We start from the raw sequence: 20430 nt of genomic DNA on the forward strand, positions 1-20430 counted from the left end.
TAATCAAATAATGAAGCAAAAAAGAATGAACCTGAAGTACTATGCCTGTGTCGCATTAGCTACTTTTTGTTTTTTGAACACTTCCTCGCTAGAAGCTCAAAGCAAAAAAAAGAAAAAACGTAAAAATGCTGATACCGAAGCGGTTGCGCAAAACACAAAAAAAAGTAAAGATAAATCGATTGCAGATTTTATAAAATCCAGTAAAGAAATCGATGGTCTATTTAAAATCTATCAAGACACCATAAACGGTTCTTTACAAATGATTATTTCGGAAGACCAAATTGGTAAAGAATTCATTTATTTTAGCCAGATTTCTAATGGTGTTATGGACGCTGGTCGAATTATTAAAGGGTCGTATCGAGATTCAAAAGTGTTTAAAATTGAGAAATATTTCAATAGAATTGATTTTGTAACTCAAAATACAGCTTTTTATTTCGATCCTGAAAACCCTTTGTCTAGGTCTAAAGACGCCAATATTAGCCATGGCAATATGGCAAGCATAGATATAACAGCTTATGATAAAGACAAAAAATTATACTTGATTAAAGCTGATAATCTATTTTTAGGAGAAACATTTTCGCAGGTAAAGAATCCTTCAGGACCTGGTTCAAAACCAACAGATTTTAAACTTGGGAATTTAGACAAATCTAAAAGTAAAATTTTACAGATAAGCAATTATCCGGAAAATATCAATATGGAGGTTGAGTATGTATACTCTTCGCCTTACGTATTAAATAATGGATCAAACGCTGTTGCCGATGGCAGAAATGTGAGCTTAAAGGTATATCACAGTTTAATAGCTATGCCGGAAAACGGTTATGAACCGCGATTCGACGATCCTAGAGTTGGTTTTTTTACTACAGAAATGGATGATAAAACCTCGGCAAGTTCTACGCCATATCACGATTTAATTCATCGTTGGAATCTGGTGAAAAAAAATCCGGAATTAGAAATTTCTGAACCTGTAAAACCAATCACTTGGTGGATTGAAAATACAACTCCTTTAGAATGGAGAGAAACAATTAAAGCAGGTGTTTTACAATGGAACAAAGCCTTTGAAAAAGCTGGCTTTAAAAATGCAATGGTTGTAAAAGTACAACCAGACGATGCCACTTGGGATGCCGGTGATATACGTTATAATGTTTTACGCTGGACCTCCTCTCCTAACCCTCCTTTTGGAGGTTATGGCCCGAGTTTTGTAAACCCTAGAACTGGTGAAATTTTAGGAGCAGATATCATGCTAGAGTTTGCTCATTTTTCTAACCGTGTTTTTTACGATAAAGTCTTTGAGTTAGCATCAACTACCGAAGCTTTTGAAAATAACGAAAACACAATTAATGATCATAAATTTTGTACACTGGGCGCAGAATTACATGACGAAATGATGTTTGCCAGTACTGTAGCCGAAGCTGCCGGTGCCACAGAACTTGAATTAGTTCGCATTAAAAGAGAATCGATGATGGCTTTAATTATGCATGAAGTAGGTCATACTTTAGGCTTAAACCACAATATGAAAGCCAGCCAGTTATATTCGCCTGAACAATTAAACGATCCCGAATTTATACAAGGAAAATGTTTAACGGCATCGGTTATGGATTATGCCGCTTTAAACGTTACCAGAGACCGTAACAAACAAGGACAATACGACGATGTAACTGTTGGACCTTATGATATTTGGGCGATTCAATTAGGGTATACACCTTTCAAAACAGAAAAGGAACGTCAGGATTTATTAAGTGAATCAACAAAACCTGAACATATTTTTGGAAATGACGCCGACGATATGCGTGCTCCAGGTAAAGCTATCGACCCACGCGTAAATGTTTCCGATCAATCTAACGATCAAATTGCATGGGGCATTGACCGTATAGAAATGTCTAACGACTTAATGAAGGATCTGAAAAATGATTTCAGTAAAACTGGAGAATCATATCAGGAATTAAGACGTGTTTATTATTTATTGTCTTCTCAAAAATCATCTGCTGCAAATGCCATTTCAAGATTTATTGGAGGAGTTTACGTTGAGCGCGCTATGGTAGGACAAGAAGGAGCAAAACAACCGTATACACCAGTAAGTTTCAAAGACCAAAAACGTGCTATGAACGCATTAAGTAAATATGTTTTTGCTCCTGATGCCTTTGCTGCCCCTAACGATTTATATAATTATCTGGCCATGCAACGACGTGGGTTTAATTTCAGATCTGCTCCAGAGGATCCTAAAATTCACGATCAGGTATTAGGCTACCAAAAATCGGTTTTAAGCCATATATTACATTATAATACATTACAACGCATTTCTGATTCGGAATTATATGGAAACACATATACCCTATCTACTATGATGACCGATTTAAACGATGCTATTTTTAAATCGGATATTAATGGAAACGTAAATTCATTTAGACAAAATTTGCAATTAGAGTATACCAACACGCTTATTGATATGCTTGTAGGTCCTAGAAGTTCGAGATATTCAAACCTCGCGCAATCAATGGCGTTATACAATTTGAAAACCATAAAGACGATGACTAATTCCGGAGGAAATATTTCATCAAAAGCGCATAAACAGCACTTAAGAGCATTAATAGATAATGCTTTAAAAGAAATTAAATAACAACGTTAATTATGTTACAAAAGAAAAGCTACTTCAAATGAAGTAGCTTTTTTTATTTGATATGTAGCAAGATAATGTTTCTTTTTAGGGACAAGGAATTGTTTACTTTATGTTTCATTAAAAACTACACATGTTGTAAAATTCAAAACCCATGCCAAACCCATTTAAAGATAGGTTTTTTAACAAAACTTTTACTACATTTTTTTATATAAACTTATTAATTTGCCTGGAGTCATTATGGTCTTCCAGTTTTTGCCCAAAGCATTTTCCCAAAGTGGTTCTAATCCATATGCGATGTTTACTAAAATATTAAAATCTGCATCAGTTAAATTAGCACACAAACCTTGAGGTAAAGATATATTGTGTTTTTCTTTCATTTCTTTGAACAATTTTACGCCCTCCGGGTAAAACTCTTCTAAATGATCAAAAACAATACAATTACCAATTCCATGTTTGGTACCTAACAAATAAGCCAGACCATAACTCATGGCATGTGCAATTCCCACCTGAGAATAAGCAATACTCATTCCTCCATGCCAAGAAGCCATCATTAATTTTTCTTGAGCTTCCGTTTCGTCTAACGTACCATTCAGAAAAATTTCTTTACATAAATCATAAGCCTTTTCACCATAACTCTGGCTAAATGCGTTTAGATAAGACCCTTCTAAAGACTCTACACAATGAATAAAACAATCCATACCCGTATAAAACCATTGCGCTTTAGGTACGTCTTTAGTTAGTTCAGAATCTAAAACAACCTGATCGAAAGGTGTATAATCTGAATTAATTCCTAATTTTTTCTCTGGCCCGGTAAGTACTGTAGTTCTTGATACTTCTGCTCCTGTTCCTGAAATGGTAGGAATACCAACATGGTAAATGGCTTCATTTTTAACCAAATCCCAACCTTGGTAGTCTTTAGCTTCGCCTTCGTTCGTTAACATAATAGCTACAGCTTTAGCCAAATCTAACAACGTACCTCCTCCGATACCAATTATTCCTGATGGACGCTCTTTTGTAGTTAAAATAATATCTTCTACTAATGCATCAACCTGAGAGGTTTTGGGTTCTTCGTTTGCTGAAATAAAAATAATTCTATCGTCGTACGACAAAGGAACTCTTGAGGTTAACCATGCATTTCCTTTAAATACATCGTCTACCAAAAAAATAAATGGTGCTTTTGAATTTAGACGCTTTGGTTCTAAAATATCATTTAGCTGATTGAAACTACCTCGACCAAAAATAACTCTTGGTACCATGGGAAAGTTTTTATAACTCATTTAATATGCTTTCTGTTTGGATGTTCAAAAATAACTTTATTTTAAGATTATACTTAAAATTTCAGAGGTGTTTTTATGAAAAATAACACAAAAATAAATTATTCTAAAAGTGTAATTAGTTGCCTTAAACTTTTTATTGTTTTATAATTTTTTCCATTGGTCTCCTTTTCAGACACTTGCTCATGCGCCCAAGTAGTGTGGAACGGTATATGAACAGCATGTGCTTTTATATTTACTAAAGGTAAGATATCCGACCTTAAAGAATTACCAACCATTAAAAATTCAGATGGATTAATATCTAAATGATTAAGTAGTTTACTGTAATTTTCTTCTTTTTTATCACTTAAAACTTCAATATGATGGAAATACTTACTCAATCCTGATTTTTCCAATTTTCGTTCCTGATCCAGTAAATCACCTTTAGTGGCTAAAATTAATCGATACGTTTTAGATAGTGCCTTTAATACATCCTCAACCCCGTCCAGCAGTTCTACTGGTTTATTAAGCATATCCTTACCAATATTTAAAATAGCTTCAATAGCTTGCTGCGAGACATTATAATTTGATTGCTCCAACGCACTTTCAACCATAGATAAAACAAAGGCTTTAACACCATAGCCGTATAAAGGCAAATTATCAATTTCCTTTTTGAAAAGTTCCTGATCAAGTTTATTCAGGGTTTCGTATTCAGACAATAAATTGCCAAATTTCTGTTCGGCTTCACGAAAATAGGTTTCATTCACCCATAGTGTGTCATCGGCATCAAAACCTATCACCTTAATATTTTGATAGTTTACTTCCATATTTTTTTTGCGCGTTCAAGATCTTCGGGTGTATCTATTTCTACCCCTTCCACATCCGTTTCTACCATTTTTATACGTTTACCGTATTCTAAATATCGTAACTGCTCTAGTTTTTCAGAGGCCTCCAAGGTTAACATGGGCAAGCGATAAAAATCAAGAATAGCCTCTTTTCTAAAAGCATATACTCCTTTGTGTTTATAATATTTTACGTTAACCGATTTATCTCTGGGATACGGAATTGGGCTTCTGGAAAAATATAAAGCAAAATCAAAATGATCTAAAACAACTTTTACGGTATTCGGATTTTTTATATCATCCTCATCGGTGATATGAACCATTAAAGAAGCCAAATCAATAGATTTGTCATGGTCATCCTTAAACACGTTTATTAATTTAGATAACGATTCTTTATCTGTAAAAGGTTCATCCCCCTGAACATTAATTACAATATCAATATCCATGTGTTCTACAGCTTCGGCTATTCTGTCGCTACCACACTCATGCTCTTTTTTACTCATAATGGCTTGACCTCCATTATTTACAATTTCGTTGTAAATAATTTCACTGTCGGTAACAACAAAAACAGCATCAAACAAATTGGTGGCCACGGTGGCTTCATAAGTTCGTAAAATAACCGGTTTTCCTCCTAGGTCTTGCATTAATTTCCCAGGAAAACGGGATGCACTATAACGTGCTGGAATCATTGAAATTATCTTCATTAAATCGTGTTCTATAAGGGATTTTATTAAGTTTTATTGCTTTTTAGTAAAGATAAAACATATCACAAAAATAGAATTTATTATCCGTTTTTGGGCTTTGCAGTCCTAAACTTTTTAAAGAGTTTAAAAATGAAAAACAACAATAAAACGACTATAATAAACGCAAATACTGGGAAAATTATTGAAATAACAGACATTACGGTAGCCGTTCCTGTTTCAATAGTAGAAACTACTGGATTTGCTAACCCTCCAGTTGTTGCAGTAGAGGCTAGTCGTGTTGTACTAGAAGACCCCGATATAGCCGCGGCTGTTCCTCCGCCAGCTATTATGGCTAATGCCCATGTTACAACTGGACTTAAATCGGCCACAGTAGACATCATCACCGCTGTGCCAGCCAAGGCAGCCAGCGGAACAGCTATACTATCTAAAGCGTTATCGATATATGGGATAAAATAGGCAAAAACCTCAATTATAGTGGCTACCCCTAAAGTTATTAATGCTGCCGGACTCCCTATCCATTCCCAGGATTCATTAAGTTCCCAAACATTAAAATAAGCTGCTAAACTTAAAGCAAATAATGGTAAAAACACTCGAAATCCTGTGGAAGCCGCTAATCCAACGCCTAAACAAATACTAATTATAGATTCTACTGTCATAGTATAAAGATATCAAAAACTATTCTTCAAAAAAATCGTCTTTAAATCCTATAAGATATAATTTTTCTTTAGCACGGGTAACAGCGGTATATAACCAACGTAAATAATCGGTGTCAATTCCATTTGGTAAATACGGTTGCTCAACAAAAACAGTATTCCATTGCCCCCCTTGGGATTTATGACACGTAATGGCATATGAAAACTTGACCTGAAGTGCATTAAAATGCTTACTGCCCTTAACTTTTAAAAATTTTCTGTAATTGCTGCTTTCATTTGCAAAATCCTTCATCACTTCTTGATAAAGTCTGTTTGAATCTTCATAGGATAACGAAGGTGTTTCTGCTTCAATCGTATTAAGTAATAAAACAGTTTCAATGGGTTTCATTTTAGGATAATCTACCATCCTAATTTTAACTTCTGCAAATCGAAAACTATACAACTCTTCAATTTTAAAAATTTCAAGAACTTCAATAATATCGCCATTTGCTATAAAGCCCGCTTCACTGGTTGGTTTTACCCAAAAATAATTATTCTTCACCACCATTAAATAATCTCCAGCAGATAACTCACTTTCATTGAATAAAATACGATTTCTTATATTTTGGTTATATAAGTTAGCGCGTTTATTGCTTCGTACAATAATGGTCGTTTCCTCGTTCCCTAAATCGCTATATGCACTATTTATAGCGTCCATAATTTCATGCCCATCTATTAATCTGACGATATCGCTAAAACCATGCAAATCGAATTTAAAATAATCATGAAACTGGCTGCCTAAAGCTTCCCTTAAAACCGTTGCGTTGGCTAAAATTCCAGAGTCATATTCTTGACGAACCACTTCATCTAACTCCATGCGGGTAACTTCTTTGTTATAATTTAAAGCCAATGTGTTTTCGTTTAACGCAGGACTTAAATCCAACTTTACTGGTGGTAACTGAGCCGTGTCACCTATGAGTAAGAGTTTGCATTTGTGACCCGAATATACATATTGAATTAAATCATCTAATAAAGAACCGTTTTCAAATAACTTTGAATCACCTGGTGTGTCAGGAATCATTGAAGCCTCGTCTACAATAAAAATGGTATTTTTATGCTTGTTAGGTTGCAATACAAACGACACGCCTCCACCCTTTTCTTTTTTTGGAAAATATATCTTTTTATGAATAGTAAAAGCCTCTCTTCCTGAATAATTAGATATCACTTTTGCGGCTCTACCTGTTGGCGCCATAAGCACGGAGCTTTTTTTTGCTTTCCATAAATTATTTACTATAGCACCTATTATAGTCGTTTTACCGGTTCCGGCATACCCCTTCAGCAAATACAAACCATTAGGTGAATCATTAAAAATAAATTCGGAAAGTTGCTGTAACACAACGCCCTGCTTTAACGTTGGCTCGAAAGGAAATTGCTTTTTTACTATTGAATTAAATTCGGTTGCAGTCATTTAATGCTGAAAAATTAATAAATTATTCAAATATAGAAATGATTTTATAGGCAATAGATTTTTACGATTAAAAAAAAATTGTAGATTTGCGAAAGACCTTTAATAACTTTTTAATTAAAAAATAACGATGTTAAACTTTATTCTTATTGCTCTTGGAGTAATCTTGCTTACAGTTGTCTTGGTTAAGTTAATCGACAAATTTGTACCTGTAAAACTTAAACCTGTAATTAGTATTGCACTTTGGTTGCTAATTATTTTCTTAGGCTACCAAACATATATGTCTATCTACACACCAATTTTATTTAATAAAGAAAAAAACAAACGTTATGCTCAAGTCATTGAGAGATTAAATGATATTAGAGATGCGCAATTAGCACATAAAACTGTAATAGGTAAATTTGCTGAAAACTTTGATAACCTAATAAAATTTATTGATACGGCAGAGTTTACTATTACCGAACGTCGAGATACATCTATCCTAGACGTTGAAATGTCAAAACGTTTTGGAGTAGATATGTTTAAAGATGAGGTTATTATTGACACCCTTGGATATGTGCCAGTTAAAGACTCATTATTTAAACAATCTGATCGTTACAAAAGCTTAATGAATGTACCTGTTGGAGAGCCTGGAGCTAAATTTAAAATGCAAGCAGGATTTATCGAACAAAGTAAAATTAACATACCAGTATTTGAAGCTTCTGTTAAAAAGGACGTTATCCTTTTCGATCAAGACAGAGATATGGTAATACAAGAAAACCAGGTTATTTCGGTAGACGGTGTTAACGGTGATGCTTTAAAAGTAGGTTCTATGGAAGAAGTAAATACCGCTGGTAACTGGCCAAAAAACTATGGCGCAAACGAGTAAAGATTTTCACGAAATATTAAACAAAGAACTGTCCATTCAAATAAGCTTGAGTGGACTTTCTTTTTGTATTCTACAAAAGGATAGTAACTCTATTGAAGCCTTAAAAGATATAAACTTTGGGAAAAGGTTAAATCATATTGAGCTACTTGAACGTGTAAAAACAGAATTTAATTCTAACTCTGAATTAAATCAAGAATTTAGTAATGTTACGGTTATTCATGATAATGATTTATCTAATTTTGTCCCAACACCTTTTTTCAACGAAGATCATTTATCAGATTATTTAAAATTTAATACTAAAATATTAAAGTCGGATTTTATTGCTACAGATGAAGTTGCTCTTAACGACAGTAAAAATATTTATGTACCCTTCGTAAACATTAATAATTATATTTACGACACCTTTGGTGAATTTACCTTTAAGCACATCTCAACGATATTGGTAGAAACCATTTTACAAATGGAAAAGAATAGTGAGATTCCAAAGATTTTCATTAATGTTAAGGAGCTTCATTTTGAAATGACAGTAGTAAATAAAGGTAAATTAATACTTTATAATACGTTTGAGTATCAAACCAAAGAAGATTTTATTTATTACATTTTGTTTACCGCTGAACAATTAGAACTTAACCCCGAATCGTTTGAGCTGATTTTAACCGGTAACATTGATAAACACGACGAACGTTATGTAATCGCTCATAAATACATACAATTTGTAAGTTTTGGTAAGCGCAACGATACATTTAAATATAAACTAGAAGCGCAACCTAATACTAACTATAGTGACTTTGTAATTTTAAACAGTTTTTAATGCGAATTATTTCAGGAACACTAAAAGGAAGAAAAATTATAGCTCCAAAAAAATTACCTGTTCGGCCAACCACCGATATGGCTAAAGAATCTTTGTTTAATATACTCAATAATAGTTTTTATTTTGACAGCCTTTCGGTATTAGATCTATTCGCTGGTACTGGTAATATAAGTTATGAATTCGCCTCACGTGGGACTACTCAAATAACCTGTGTCGATCAAAATTTCGGTTGTATTAAATTTATACAACAAACTGCTGAAAACTTTAATATCCCTATTCAAACCATTAAAAGTGATGTGTTTAAGTTTTTAGAAAAAGCTTCAATGAAAACCGATATTGTATTTGCCGATCCACCTTATAATTTTCCAGATGAAGACTTTGCTAAAATCGCTGAATTAGTTTTTAAGAATGATTTTTTAGTTGAAGATGGTGTTCTTATAATTGAACATTCTAAACATACCGATTTATCAAAAATTGAAAACTTTAGCTATTCAAAAAATTACGGTAGTAGTGTGTTTAGTTTTTTTGAATACTAAATACGTATGTGATTATTAATTTAATTTACTAATTTTCTGTCGTAATATATTTTTTTTCAGTAACTTAGAGACTCTTTTAAAAAGCCCACTTCTAGCTTTTACTTTTAATGATTAAAGTTTTTTGTTGTTCTTATTTATGGTTTAAGTTGAAATTAACCATTTAAATTCGATATTTATGAAAAACTTAAAACACATTCTAATTCTCATTTTAATCCTAACTTTTAATGGATTCTGTTATGCCCAAATGTATCGCATACACCAGGACAACGTTAAGCCTTCTAAGATAGAGGATTACGAAAAAACAGCTAAAGAATTCAAAGAAGCCTGCGTTAAGCATGAAGTTGACGCAAGCTGGGCAGCCGCCTCTAGTGATGATTTCAAATTTATTTATATTTCTGAAATTGAAAATATGGCTGCTTTAGATGAACGTCCATTTGCAGATATGGCTGAAGCCATGGGAGACAAATTCGGAAAACTATTTGAAGATTTCGATAAATGTTATGATTCTCATACAACTTACATTATTCACTTAGTTAAAGATTTATCGTATATGCCAAAAGGGTTAAGCATGATACAAGAAGGCCAAGATTACAGAACATGGTATTATATTTATTTTACACCACAAAATGCAAAAAAAATAAGAGAAGGTATGGAAGCGGTTAAAAAGCTTTATGAAACTAAAAATTCTAAGGAATATTATCGTGTTTACAGAAACGGATTTGGTACACAGGAAGAATGCTACTTGGTGGCTGTATCTTCCAAAGATGCCATTCATGCGGCATCAAAATCTAAAGAAAATGAAAAAGTTTTAGGCCCCGATCGTTGGGATACTTTTAAAAAAGTAATGGATTACGCCGAAAGGCTTGAAGAGGTTCATGGCCGAATGCGTCCAGATCTTTCCTATAATCTTAATAATTAATTCAAATAGTAATATAAATGAAAATCCTTCTGGATGAGCAGAAGGATTTTTTATTCTTAAGTAAATCTATAAGCCGAATTCTGTTCTTCCCGATTAGGAATACCTTATCATTTATCTGAGTGTACTGTTACCAGCATACTTTAGCTGCCTACCCTCCAACAATCGAACGTGCCGCCCTCAAACGTTGGTATACATGACATTGCACCACATAGAGTTTACCTGATTTCACTACAGCATTACCTGTACATTCTTTCTGTTGCACTTTTCCTAACCTCACGGCTGGTGGCCATTAACCACTATGTTGCACTACGGTGTTCGGACTTTCCTCTAAATAAACACAAATGCGAAAATTTAGCGATAAGGCGATTTACTTGCAGGCAAAAGTACAATTTATTGTTAATAACTCCTGTTTAATTTTTAATGGCTTTTATAATATTTTTAACTTGAATTTTTAACTTTGTTTTTAGTTTAACAGGCATCACTTAGATGCTGAAACAAATGCAGCAATATTGGAACATTTTGTAGTATCAGCCCGTAAATACAGACCACAAACTTTTAAAGATGTTGTGGGGCAACAGGCTATTACAAATACCTTACTTAATGCTATAGATAATAATCATTTGGCTCAAGCCTTACTTTTTACTGGTCCACGTGGTGTGGGTAAAACAACTTGTGCACGTATCTTAGCCAAAATGATTAATAGTGAAGGGACAGAAACAGAAGATGAAGATTTTGCCTTTAATGTTTTTGAACTTGATGCGGCATCAAACAACTCGGTTGATGATATTCGAAATTTAACCGATCAGGTTCGAATACCACCACAAGTAGGAAAATATAAAGTTTATATTATTGATGAGGTGCATATGTTATCTCAATCGGCTTTTAATGCGTTTTTAAAAACATTAGAAGAACCCCCTAAACATTGTATTTTTATTCTTGCTACCACCGAGAAACATAAAATTATTCCAACCATTTTATCGCGCTGTCAAATATTCGATTTTAAACGAATAACTGTTAAAGACGCGAAAGAATATTTAAAATATATTGCTCAAGAACAAGGTGTTAATGCCGACGACGATGCGCTTCATATTATTGCACAAAAGGCTGATGGCGCGATGCGGGATGCGCTTTCTATTTTTGATCGTGTCGTAAGTTTTTCAGGCAAAGATTTAACACGACAGGCTGTTACTGAAAATTTAAATGTTTTAGATTACGAAACTTATTTTGAAAGCACAGACCTTATCCTTGAAAATAAAATCCCAGAATTACTCATTCAGTTTAACACCACCTTATCCAAAGGCTTTGATGGCCATCATTACATTGCTGGATTAGCTTCTCATTTTAGAGATTTACTAGTAAGTAAAACGCCTTCAACGATAGAACTTTTAGAAGTTGGAGAAGAAACTAAAAAGAAATACTTAGAACAATCACAAAAAGCCTCGCAGGCATTTTTACTGCAAGCCATAAACCTCGCGAACGATTGCGATTTAAAATATAAATCAAGTAAAAATCAACGCTTACTCGTAGAATTATGCCTTATGCAACTTGCCTCTATCACTTTTGATGGAGAAAAAAAAAATAGCAGACATTACATAATTCCTGCTTCGTTTTTCAAAAAGAAAGGCATTACCCCAATCCCGGTAAACGTACCTAAACCCGAAGTTAAAACCGAAGTCGATTCAAATAAAAAAGAAACAAACCCGGCTAGTCAGTTTCAATCACCAAAGCCAATAAAAATTGACTTAAATAGTAATAAAAAACGCAAATCTGGTTTATCGTTAAGCAGTTTAAGGGTCAAAAAAGAGCATCAAATTAAACAAATGGAAGTTGTGGTAGATGAAGAAAACCTGCCAACCGAACCATTTACTGAAGCTCAATTGGTTACAGCCTGGAACGAATATACCTCTATGATTCGTAAAAATGGTCAATATAATTTAGCCTCAATTCTAGCAATGGATGTTCCTAAAGTTAAGGGGACAACAGTTCATTTAGAATATCCTGCAGAAACCAATAAAGTTGAAGTTGAACGAAATCAGTATGAACTTTTGGCGTATATTAGAAAAAACTTAAACAACTATGATATTAGTTTATCTATAGATGTTAATGAAGTTAAACAAAAGCAATATGCTTATACGCCAATCGAAAAGTTTGAAAAACTTAAGGAAAAGAATGCTTCTATATTACTATTGAAGAAGACCTTTGATCTAGATTTGTAATTCGGTAAACATGTATCGTATTTTTTTAATGTTATTCTTAGTATCCGCGTTTGCAGCCTGCGATGGCAGGTCCCGTGCACACATGTCTAATGCATCTGTTTTAAAAGAAGATAATCTTTATAAATCATTTACTGAAGAATTAAAGTTTATTCCAGAACAACCTGTTGTTATTACAACCGACACCCTATTAGATTCTGGCTTTCGGGTAAAACTAAATTACCATTCGTTGGAAAATAATCTCTTGGAAAAGCGAACTCAGAACATAAACGACTCGACAACTTTTTCATATTACAAAAAATTTGAAGCTCATATTCAAGTTTACAAAAACAACGAAAATATTGTTAATACAATTATTGAAAACAGTTTATTTAGTAGCTTTGAAAATTATTTGTTTTGGGAAAATGCTATTATGCAATATCTTTGGGTCGATCAAGAAAACTCGGATATTAATGGAGTTGAACTAAAAACAGCCTTTCATATTCCTGAAACGGACATTTATAAAGATTTCATCATAAAAATCTCTGAATCGGGACGTATTGAAATAGAAGCGTATCCGCATTCACCAAAAACGATATAACATGCTAGGATTAAAATTACCTACAGACCCAAGATGGGTAAATATTGTAGAAAAAAATATTGAAGAAATACTTACCGATCACGCCTTTTGTGAGCAAAAAGCAACAAGTACCGCTATATCCTTAATCGTTAGTTTTCCAGAGTATACCGAATTGGTGCAGGAAATGACCGCATTAGTTAAGGAAGAAATTAGCCATTTTAAAATGGTACACGATAAAATCATTGAACGTGGTTGGACCTTAGGTCGCGATCGCCGCGACGATTACGTTATAGAATTGATGAAGTTTTTCCCAAAGGGAGGAAGCAGAACAACCCAATTAGTTCACCGATTACTTTATGCTGCCTTAATAGAAGCTAGAAGTTGTGAGCGATTCAGGTTATTATCGGAGGAATTGGAAGATCAGGAACTGGCAACATTTTATAGAAACTTAATGGTAAGTGAAGCGAATCATTACACTATGTTTTTAGGTTTTGCCAGACAATATGGAGAAAAAAAAGAAGTTGATGCGAAATGGCAGCAACTTCTTGAATATGAAGCAAAAATTATGTCGAAATTAGGAAATTCGGAAGCAATACACGGTTAAAATTTATACCCAACACCAATTTGAATATTGGTATTAATCGCTTCTGGATTTACATTGTCATCGAATACATTTGAAAAACCGTAAGTGTAGCGCACATCGGCAAACAAGCCATAATTAATTTTATATTCTAAACCCGCAACACCTGAATAAGCAAAATTTTTCATCATATCCCCTTCCTTGTGTACTTTTAAACCAACTTGAGGCCCAACACCAAAGCGAAACTTTTCAGCTAATCTGAATTTTAAAATCACAGGCATTTGAATGTAGTCTAAATTTAGAGCTTCTTCTTTTGCTCCTTCTGCAGAAAATTGCAGTTCGGGAACTAATGAAAAGCCTTTTGAAAAATTAATGTCGCTAAAAAATCCAATGTAAAAACTATTTCTGTGTTTATTTTCCATAGTTGGTTTCTCCTTAAAATCGAGATTAGATATATTGTATCCTCCTCTTACACCAAATTTCACATCTTGAGAAAATCCGTAAAAAGACACACCAAGAAGTATTGTAAGTAGTATTTTTTTCATGATTAATAGGTTTAGTTTGTAAATCTGTTGCTTAATTAAATATTATCACGAATATATACGATAAACTTAAAATCCTACAATTTTAAAAGGTGAAGTGCATAATTTTACTGTGTATTGCTTGAAACGGTATCATAGTATATACTTTTTATTATACCATCTGCCAAACCGATCTTAGGGACGTAAATGTTTTTGGAGCCACTCCATTTCATTGCCGATAAATAAATACGCATAGCCGGTATGATTACGTCGGCGCGGTCTTGATTAAGATCTAATTCTGAAATACGTTCTTCATACGAATAACTTTGAAGAGTGTCGTAGTAGGATGTTAAATAAAAGTATGATAAAGGTTTCCCTAAGGCTTTACCAGAGATTTTAAATATTTTATTAATATTTCCACCGGAACCTAAAACTGAAATAATATCGTAATGAGATGTGTGAGTTTTAATCCAGGATTCGAGTTCCTGCCAGGTTTCTTTAGAAACCATGTCGTTAAGCAAACGAACTGTACCAATTTTAAATGATCTTGAAACAATTGGTGTCCCCTCATGAATTACTGTAAACTCCGTACTACCACCACCTACATCTACATATAAGTACGTTTTACTGGCATCTATATACGAATTTAAATCTGTAGCGGCTATTATAGCTGCTTCTTCCTCGCCATTAATAATATCAATACTTATTTCGGCATGTTTTAAAATAGCGTCAACTAATTTCTTTCCATTAGAAGATTCACGCATTGCAGATGTAGCGCAAGCCTTATATTTAACCACTTTATGTGATTTCATTAAAAGTTTAAATGCTAGCATGGTGTCTAGCATACGTTGGGTGTTTTCTTTTGATATTTTTTGATTGATGAAAACATCGGCTCCTAATCGGATAGGAACACGAACTAAAGAGTTCTTTTTAAATTTTACAGGTTTTCCCTCACGTTCAATGATATTGGAAATTAGTAGTCTTACGGCATTAGAACCAATATCAATTGCGGCATATTTTTTTATAGAAAGCATACTAATTATTCATTTTGTCTTCATAATACTGGTAAGTAGCAAATTGCGATCTTACCTTTTCCTTGTCATTTCTTCTGTATTGATTGGATTGTGAATTACAAAGTAATCTTGCTTTAACATTATCGCTCCAGGAAATATTAAAAGTGTCTATTATTTCTCTTTTAATGTCTTCATCATAAATAGGGCAACTTACCTCTACCCTATTTTCAATATTTCTGGTCATCCAATCTGCCGATGAAATATAAACTTTAGGGTCGCCATTGTTTCCAAAAATATAAACTCTAGGATGTTCTAAAAATTTATCTACTATACTTATGGCTTCAATATTTTCGCTCATGCCTTTTACACCTGGAATTAAACAACAAATACCTCTTACTATCATTTGAATTTTAACCCCTGCATTACTAGCTTCGTAAAGTTTATCCACCATATCGTAACTTGAAATACTATTCATTTTTAATCGGATATAACCAATTTTGCCTTGTTTTACATTTTCAATTTCTGCATCAATGAGTTTAAAAATGGCCTTTTTAGTATAATGTGGCGATGCTATTAAATGCTTATATCTGAAAATCTTGTAATTGGTTTCAAAGAAGCTAAATATTTTATTTACATCTTTTAGGATACGCTGATCTGAAGTAAATAAGGTGTAATCGGTATAAATCTTAGCTGTCGATTCATTAAAATTACCTGTACTTATAAAACCATAACGTTTTACTTTTTTGCCTTCTTCACGCTCAATCACGCACATTTTACTATGAACCTTTAAGCCCTGTACACCAAAAATTAAATTAACGCCTTCATCTTTCATTTGCTGCGCGTAAGCAATGTTCGCCTGTTCATCAAATCGTGCTCTTAATTCTATAGCCACTGTAACCGACTTTCCATTAATGGCAGCATTTATTAACGAGCTTGCTATATGCGAAATTTCTGCCAAACGATAAATAGTAATTCTAATGGTTTTTACACTTGGGTCTAGCGCAGCCTCTCGTAAAAACTTCACTACATAAGAAAATGTCTGATAAGGTGCATAAAGTAAATAATCTTTCTTTTTTATGGCCTTAAAAATACTATCCTCAAGGCTTAACCCCTTAATTGGTAGGGGTTCAATTTTATCATACATCAAATCGGTTCGTCCTAAACTTGGGAAACTCATATAATCTCTTCTGTTATGATAACGCCCCCCGGGAATGATACTGTCGGTATTATCAATTCCCATTTTAGACATTAAATAATTTAAGGTATCTTGATGTATATTTTTGTCGTAAACAAAACGAACCGGCTCACCTATTTTTCGGTGTTTTACACTATCGGAAACTTTTTCTATAAAACTTTTACTTAAATCGCTATCAAAATCTAACTCACCATCTCGTGTAATTTTAATCATATGCGCCGAAATGTCCTTATAGTCGAAAATATTGAAAATATCTTTTAAACAATAACGCAGCAAATCATCTAGTAAAATGATAAAACTTTTATCACCTTGTTTTGGCAGTTCGATAAATCGATTTACCGATTTCGGAATTTCAATTAAAGCAAACTGTTTGCTTTCATCAGCCATAACCATTCTCACTGCTAAATAAGCGGCGCTATCTTTTAAATTTGGAAGAACAACTAAGTCATTTAAAATAATAGTTACTAGTGCTGGACTAACTTTTCGAATAAAATACCGTCTTATAAATTCGGTTTGAGAATCGTCTATTTGGTTTTCCTTGATAATGTAAATATTTTCATCCTTCAGGCGATTTTGAATAATATTAAGTATTTCTAGACTGTCACTTTGCTGTTTTATTACAATTTGGGTAATAATTTCTAAAAGTTCTTGCGCCCGAATACCTCCCAATTCATTTTTTCCAGCTTTACCAGCATCAACAATACGTTTTACCGTAGCATACCGGACTTTAAAAAACTCATCCAAATTATTCGAAAAAATCCCTAAAAATCTTAAACGTTCTATTAAAGGTACTGTTTCGTCCTCTGCCTCTTGCAAAACCCTTGCATTAAATTGAAGCCAACTTATTTCTCGATTTATATATTGATAGTTTTGTGTATCGGATTTCGTCATGGTAGTGAATTCGTAATTTTGCATAAAAATAGCTACGACAAATGTCTTATTTAGATAGTATTTAAAATTTATGCTAGTTTAATCATTTTTTAAATCTCTAGGAAATAAAGTTAGTATAGTTTCTCCTTTATTTAGATTTTTCCAGCTATCTATTTCAAAATTTATAATAACAATACCACAAGTGGGAACATTATCAATAAATGTGCTCCCATAAGTGTTTACGAAATGAGTCACTGCATGATTGTGTCCAAATACCATTAAAGTATTCACATTGTCTTCACATTCTTTTATGGTTTGTATTAAATCTCTCCCGTCGAAATCATACAAATCATATAAATATGTTGTTTTAACATTTTGAAATTCCATTTCAGAAATGAAAAACCCAGCTGTTAGCTTAGTTCGCTCAGCACTGCTACAGAGTATCAAATCTACCGATTTTACGGTGTTTTTCAATTTTTTCGATAAAATGCGTGCATCTTGAATGCCTACTGATTTTAAAGGTCTATCATGATCAATAACATCATATTCCCATGAAGATTTTGCATGTCTTATTAGTATTAATTTTCTCATAAAAATCGATAAAGTGTTAATTTGTTCGGTAAAATGTTGTTTTATTCGATTAATTACTGTTTCTTTGTCTTACATCTAATTAATATTAACCAATTTAAAAAACTGTAAGCTATTATCAACTCTTATTTTACTAAAATACTGATTCGTTAGTTAGTAAAAATCGTACTCGCCAAACAAATTAAAAACATCGATAAACGGAAATTTTATTGCGTTTTGTCGTTTTTTTAAGGTGTTTACCATTTTTTTTTGAAAAACAAAGGTACTGTACGTTCATTTGTCTTAATCAAATTAAACAAAGACCCAAATCTAATATCTCTTTTTAGTTAGTGCTAGCAAGCACTCCTCCCTCACTACTTTAAGAAAAATTAGATTGTAAAAATTAGTAAAATAATTTAATACATACCTAAACATTACAACAACATCCGATTTAACCAATTATTGGCTTATGAAAACAAGTACTTTTAAAAAGAATTTACTAAATATACTTACTTGCCTCTTTATTTTGGTGGGTAAAAATATTTATGCTCAAGCAACAAGCACCACTACCTTAGAAACTCCATGTCTTAGTAGTAAGTGTGTAGCCAATGATGTAAAAATACTTAACGTTTATTTGGCTGACGCAAATGGTAATGAGGTGGCAACATGTACAACTGGGGAATTTGTGGCTCTTTATTTATGGGCTAATATAGAATCTTCTAGTAAGTCCAATTTATTAATTCAGTATAATTTATTGATTAATGATGTTCAAGTCAATCCAAGTAATCAAAAATACACAGAGAGATTATTTATCAATCAGGCAATAGATGATTCTGCTCCAATAAGGTTATCTCAAATTCCTGGCGGATATATTTGTGGGGATGGTATTCAATTAACAGGTATATACATTTCTTGGCAACCACCTAATGATAATAATGGACCAAGATGTAACGATACTAAGTGTAATAATGAACAACCAGACATTGTAGTACCAACTCCATTGTCTGTTGATTTTACATATAAAACTTGTACAACTGGAAATACAGCTACTGTTTATTTTGAATCACTTACCACTGGTGGTGACGAAAACTACACATATAATTGGGGATTTGATGGTGGTACTCCAACAACTGGTACTAATATTCCAAATCCTATAGTAACCTATGATGTATCAAGCGCTCCAAAAACTATAACCCTTACTGTAGTGGATGGACAAGGTACTCAAAATCTATTCCCAACAACATTAACAATTCAAAGTTTTCCCAACGAAATTACTCTAAACAGTGCGCAGGTTACATCATCAATTAATTGTTCTGGAGAAACTGCGGAAATCACATTTATTGCTTCAGGAGGAGTTGGTCAATTAACCTATAATTTTAACGGTCAAACAAATACTACGGGTGTTTTTACAGGAGTTCCTGCAGGTACTAATCAGGTTTACACTATTACTGATATAAATTCTTGTGAAATTACGGGAGATGTAGATGTAGCTCCTGGTGATTCCCAAGCTCCTAGCGTTACCGCTCCTGAAGATTACAGTGTAAATGCATGCGACGAAACAGGAATTACTGGACTAACATACAGTGAAATACCTATTACAATTTCTTTAGCAGATCTTCAAAATTCTCCTGGAGGTAATGGTAATGTGACCGATAACAATTCGGTTCAATCAATCACATATTTTGATTCCATGAGTGGTTCATGTCCAATTACCGTAACCCGTACCTTTACAGCTACGGATGCCTGTGGTAATTCTGCGTCAGATACGCAAACTATACAAGTTCTAGATTCCACAGATCCGGTTATCACGGCCCCTGCTGATGATACCATCGAAGCTTGTGATATTACAGGTTTGGCTAACTTTAGCACTACGGCTGTGGATATTACTGGCGATGCTGTAGCTTACGGATACAGTGTAACTGAAGCTTGTGATTATACCGTAACCTATCAGGATAGCCAAAGCGGTACTTGCCCGATTGTGGTAACACGTACCTTTACAGCTACCGATGCTTGTGGTAACTCAGATACAGATACGCAAACTATTACTATTGATGATACTATAAATCCGGTTATCACAGCCCCTGCTGATGATACCATCGAGGCCTGTGATATTAACGGTCTGAATGACTTTAGTACCACGGCAGTGGATATTACTGGCGATGCTGTAGCTTACGGATACAGTGTAACTGAAGCTTGTGATTATACCGTAACCTATCAGGATAGCCAAAGCGGGTCTTGCCCGATTACCGTAACACGTACCTTTACAGC

17 protein-coding genes, 1 other RNA gene and 1 pseudogene are annotated in these 20430 nt (G+C 33.5%); 9 read left to right on the forward strand and 10 right to left on the reverse strand.

The features are described from left to right. The first annotated feature begins 10 nt into the window (after positions 1-10). The gene (locus tag ICJ83_RS16270; RefSeq protein WP_223154824.1) at positions 11-2614 is read left to right on the forward strand and encodes a zinc-dependent metalloprotease; all 2604 of its coding nucleotides are present in this window, start codon (positions 11-13) and stop codon (positions 2612-2614) included. 194 nt (positions 2615-2808) lie between these two features. On the opposite strand, the gene ICJ83_RS16275 is transcribed toward ICJ83_RS16270, so the two are convergent. The 5 genes from ICJ83_RS16275 to ICJ83_RS16295 form a co-directional block, all read right to left on the reverse strand. Then, complete coding sequence (locus ICJ83_RS16275) at positions 2809-3891, reverse strand: iron-containing alcohol dehydrogenase family protein (RefSeq protein WP_188231470.1); 1083 nt, start codon at positions 3889-3891, stop codon at positions 2809-2811. 98 nt (positions 3892-3989) lie between these two features. Beyond that, positions 3990-4694: an HAD family hydrolase gene (locus ICJ83_RS16280; protein ID WP_188231471.1), complete on the reverse strand. Its 705-nt coding sequence runs from the start codon at positions 4692-4694 to the stop codon at positions 3990-3992. Beyond that, positions 4685-5413: a 3-deoxy-manno-octulosonate cytidylyltransferase gene (kdsB, locus tag ICJ83_RS16285; protein ID WP_223154825.1), complete on the reverse strand. Its 729-nt coding sequence runs from the start codon at positions 5411-5413 to the stop codon at positions 4685-4687. The genes ICJ83_RS16280 and kdsB overlap by 10 nt, the downstream gene beginning before the upstream one ends. A gap of 80 nt (positions 5414-5493) precedes the next feature. Next, positions 5494-6069 carry a DUF4126 domain-containing protein gene (locus tag ICJ83_RS16290; protein ID WP_188231472.1) on the reverse strand — a complete coding sequence of 192 codons (576 nt, stop codon included), beginning with the start codon at positions 6067-6069 and terminating at the stop codon, positions 5494-5496. Positions 6070-6088: 19 nt separating this feature from the next. Beyond that, positions 6089-7513 (reverse strand): ATP-dependent DNA helicase, encoded by a 1425-nt coding sequence (locus ICJ83_RS16295; RefSeq protein ID WP_188231473.1) that lies wholly within the window; start codon positions 7511-7513, stop codon positions 6089-6091. Positions 7514-7640: 127 nt separating this feature from the next. On the opposite strand from ICJ83_RS16295, the gene ICJ83_RS16300 reads away from it, so the two are divergent. The 4 genes from ICJ83_RS16300 to ICJ83_RS16315 all read left to right on the forward strand — a co-directional run bounded on the left by ICJ83_RS16300 (position 7641) and on the right by ICJ83_RS16315 (position 10644). Beyond that, complete coding sequence (locus tag ICJ83_RS16300; protein WP_188231474.1) at positions 7641-8378, forward strand: hypothetical protein; 738 nt, start codon at positions 7641-7643, stop codon at positions 8376-8378. After that, positions 8362-9189 carry a DUF3822 family protein gene (locus tag ICJ83_RS16305; RefSeq protein WP_188231475.1) on the forward strand — a complete coding sequence of 276 codons (828 nt, stop codon included), beginning with the start codon at positions 8362-8364 and terminating at the stop codon, positions 9187-9189. The genes ICJ83_RS16300 and ICJ83_RS16305 overlap by 17 nt, the downstream gene beginning before the upstream one ends. Beyond that, positions 9189-9725 (forward strand): 16S rRNA (guanine(966)-N(2))-methyltransferase RsmD, encoded by a 537-nt coding sequence (rsmD, locus tag ICJ83_RS16310; RefSeq protein WP_188231476.1) that lies wholly within the window; start codon positions 9189-9191, stop codon positions 9723-9725. Before ICJ83_RS16305 ends, rsmD begins: the two co-directional genes overlap by 1 nt. A gap of 175 nt (positions 9726-9900) precedes the next feature. Next, complete coding sequence (locus tag ICJ83_RS16315) at positions 9901-10644, forward strand: hypothetical protein (RefSeq protein ID WP_188231477.1); 744 nt, start codon at positions 9901-9903, stop codon at positions 10642-10644. A 53-nt stretch (positions 10645-10697) separates the two neighbouring features. Here ICJ83_RS16315 and rnpB read toward each other — a convergent pair. Beyond that, positions 10698-11018: RNase P RNA component class A (gene rnpB / locus ICJ83_RS16320), an RNA gene on the reverse strand. A gap of 135 nt (positions 11019-11153) precedes the next feature. Here rnpB and dnaX point away from each other — a divergent pair. Genes dnaX through miaE form a run of 3 tightly spaced genes read left to right on the forward strand, consistent with a single transcriptional unit; the run spans position 11154 to position 14020 of the window. Further along, positions 11154-12860 carry a DNA polymerase III subunit gamma/tau gene (dnaX, locus tag ICJ83_RS16325; protein ID WP_188231478.1) on the forward strand — a complete coding sequence of 569 codons (1707 nt, stop codon included), beginning with the start codon at positions 11154-11156 and terminating at the stop codon, positions 12858-12860. A 10-nt stretch (positions 12861-12870) separates the two neighbouring features. Further along, entirely contained in the window at positions 12871-13437 is a 567-nt protein-coding gene (locus ICJ83_RS16330) for a hypothetical protein (RefSeq protein ID WP_188231479.1), read from the forward strand. A 1-nt stretch (position 13438) separates the two neighbouring features. After that, entirely contained in the window at positions 13439-14020 is a 582-nt protein-coding gene (gene miaE, locus ICJ83_RS16335; protein ID WP_188231480.1) for a tRNA-(ms[2]io[6]A)-hydroxylase, read from the forward strand. Here miaE and ICJ83_RS16340 read toward each other — a convergent pair. The 4 genes from ICJ83_RS16340 to ICJ83_RS16355 all read right to left on the reverse strand — a co-directional run bounded on the left by ICJ83_RS16340 (position 14017) and on the right by ICJ83_RS16355 (position 18186). Continuing rightward, complete coding sequence (locus ICJ83_RS16340) at positions 14017-14541, reverse strand: porin family protein (protein ID WP_188231481.1); 525 nt, start codon at positions 14539-14541, stop codon at positions 14017-14019. The genes miaE and ICJ83_RS16340 overlap by 4 nt on opposite strands. Positions 14542-14645: 104 nt before the next feature. Further along, a complete protein-coding gene (locus tag ICJ83_RS16345) occupies positions 14646-15551 on the reverse strand; it encodes a Ppx/GppA phosphatase family protein (protein WP_188231482.1) in 906 nt (301 codons plus the stop codon). A 1-nt stretch (position 15552) separates the two neighbouring features. Further along, positions 15553-17616 carry a polyphosphate kinase 1 gene (gene ppk1, locus ICJ83_RS16350; RefSeq protein WP_188231483.1) on the reverse strand — a complete coding sequence of 688 codons (2064 nt, stop codon included), beginning with the start codon at positions 17614-17616 and terminating at the stop codon, positions 15553-15555. Between the two features lie 78 nt (positions 17617-17694). Next, positions 17695-18186 carry a SixA phosphatase family protein gene (locus tag ICJ83_RS16355; RefSeq protein ID WP_188231484.1) on the reverse strand — a complete coding sequence of 164 codons (492 nt, stop codon included), beginning with the start codon at positions 18184-18186 and terminating at the stop codon, positions 17695-17697. Positions 18187-18631: 445 nt separating this feature from the next. Between ICJ83_RS16355 and ICJ83_RS16360 the strand changes: the two are divergent. Further along, a pseudogene (locus ICJ83_RS16360) lies at positions 18632-20430 on the forward strand (PKD domain-containing protein); the annotation flags it as partial.

The organism is Aestuariibaculum sediminum (assembly GCF_014596945.1).
Lineage (GTDB): Bacteria > Bacteroidota > Bacteroidia > Flavobacteriales > Flavobacteriaceae > Aestuariibaculum > Aestuariibaculum sediminum.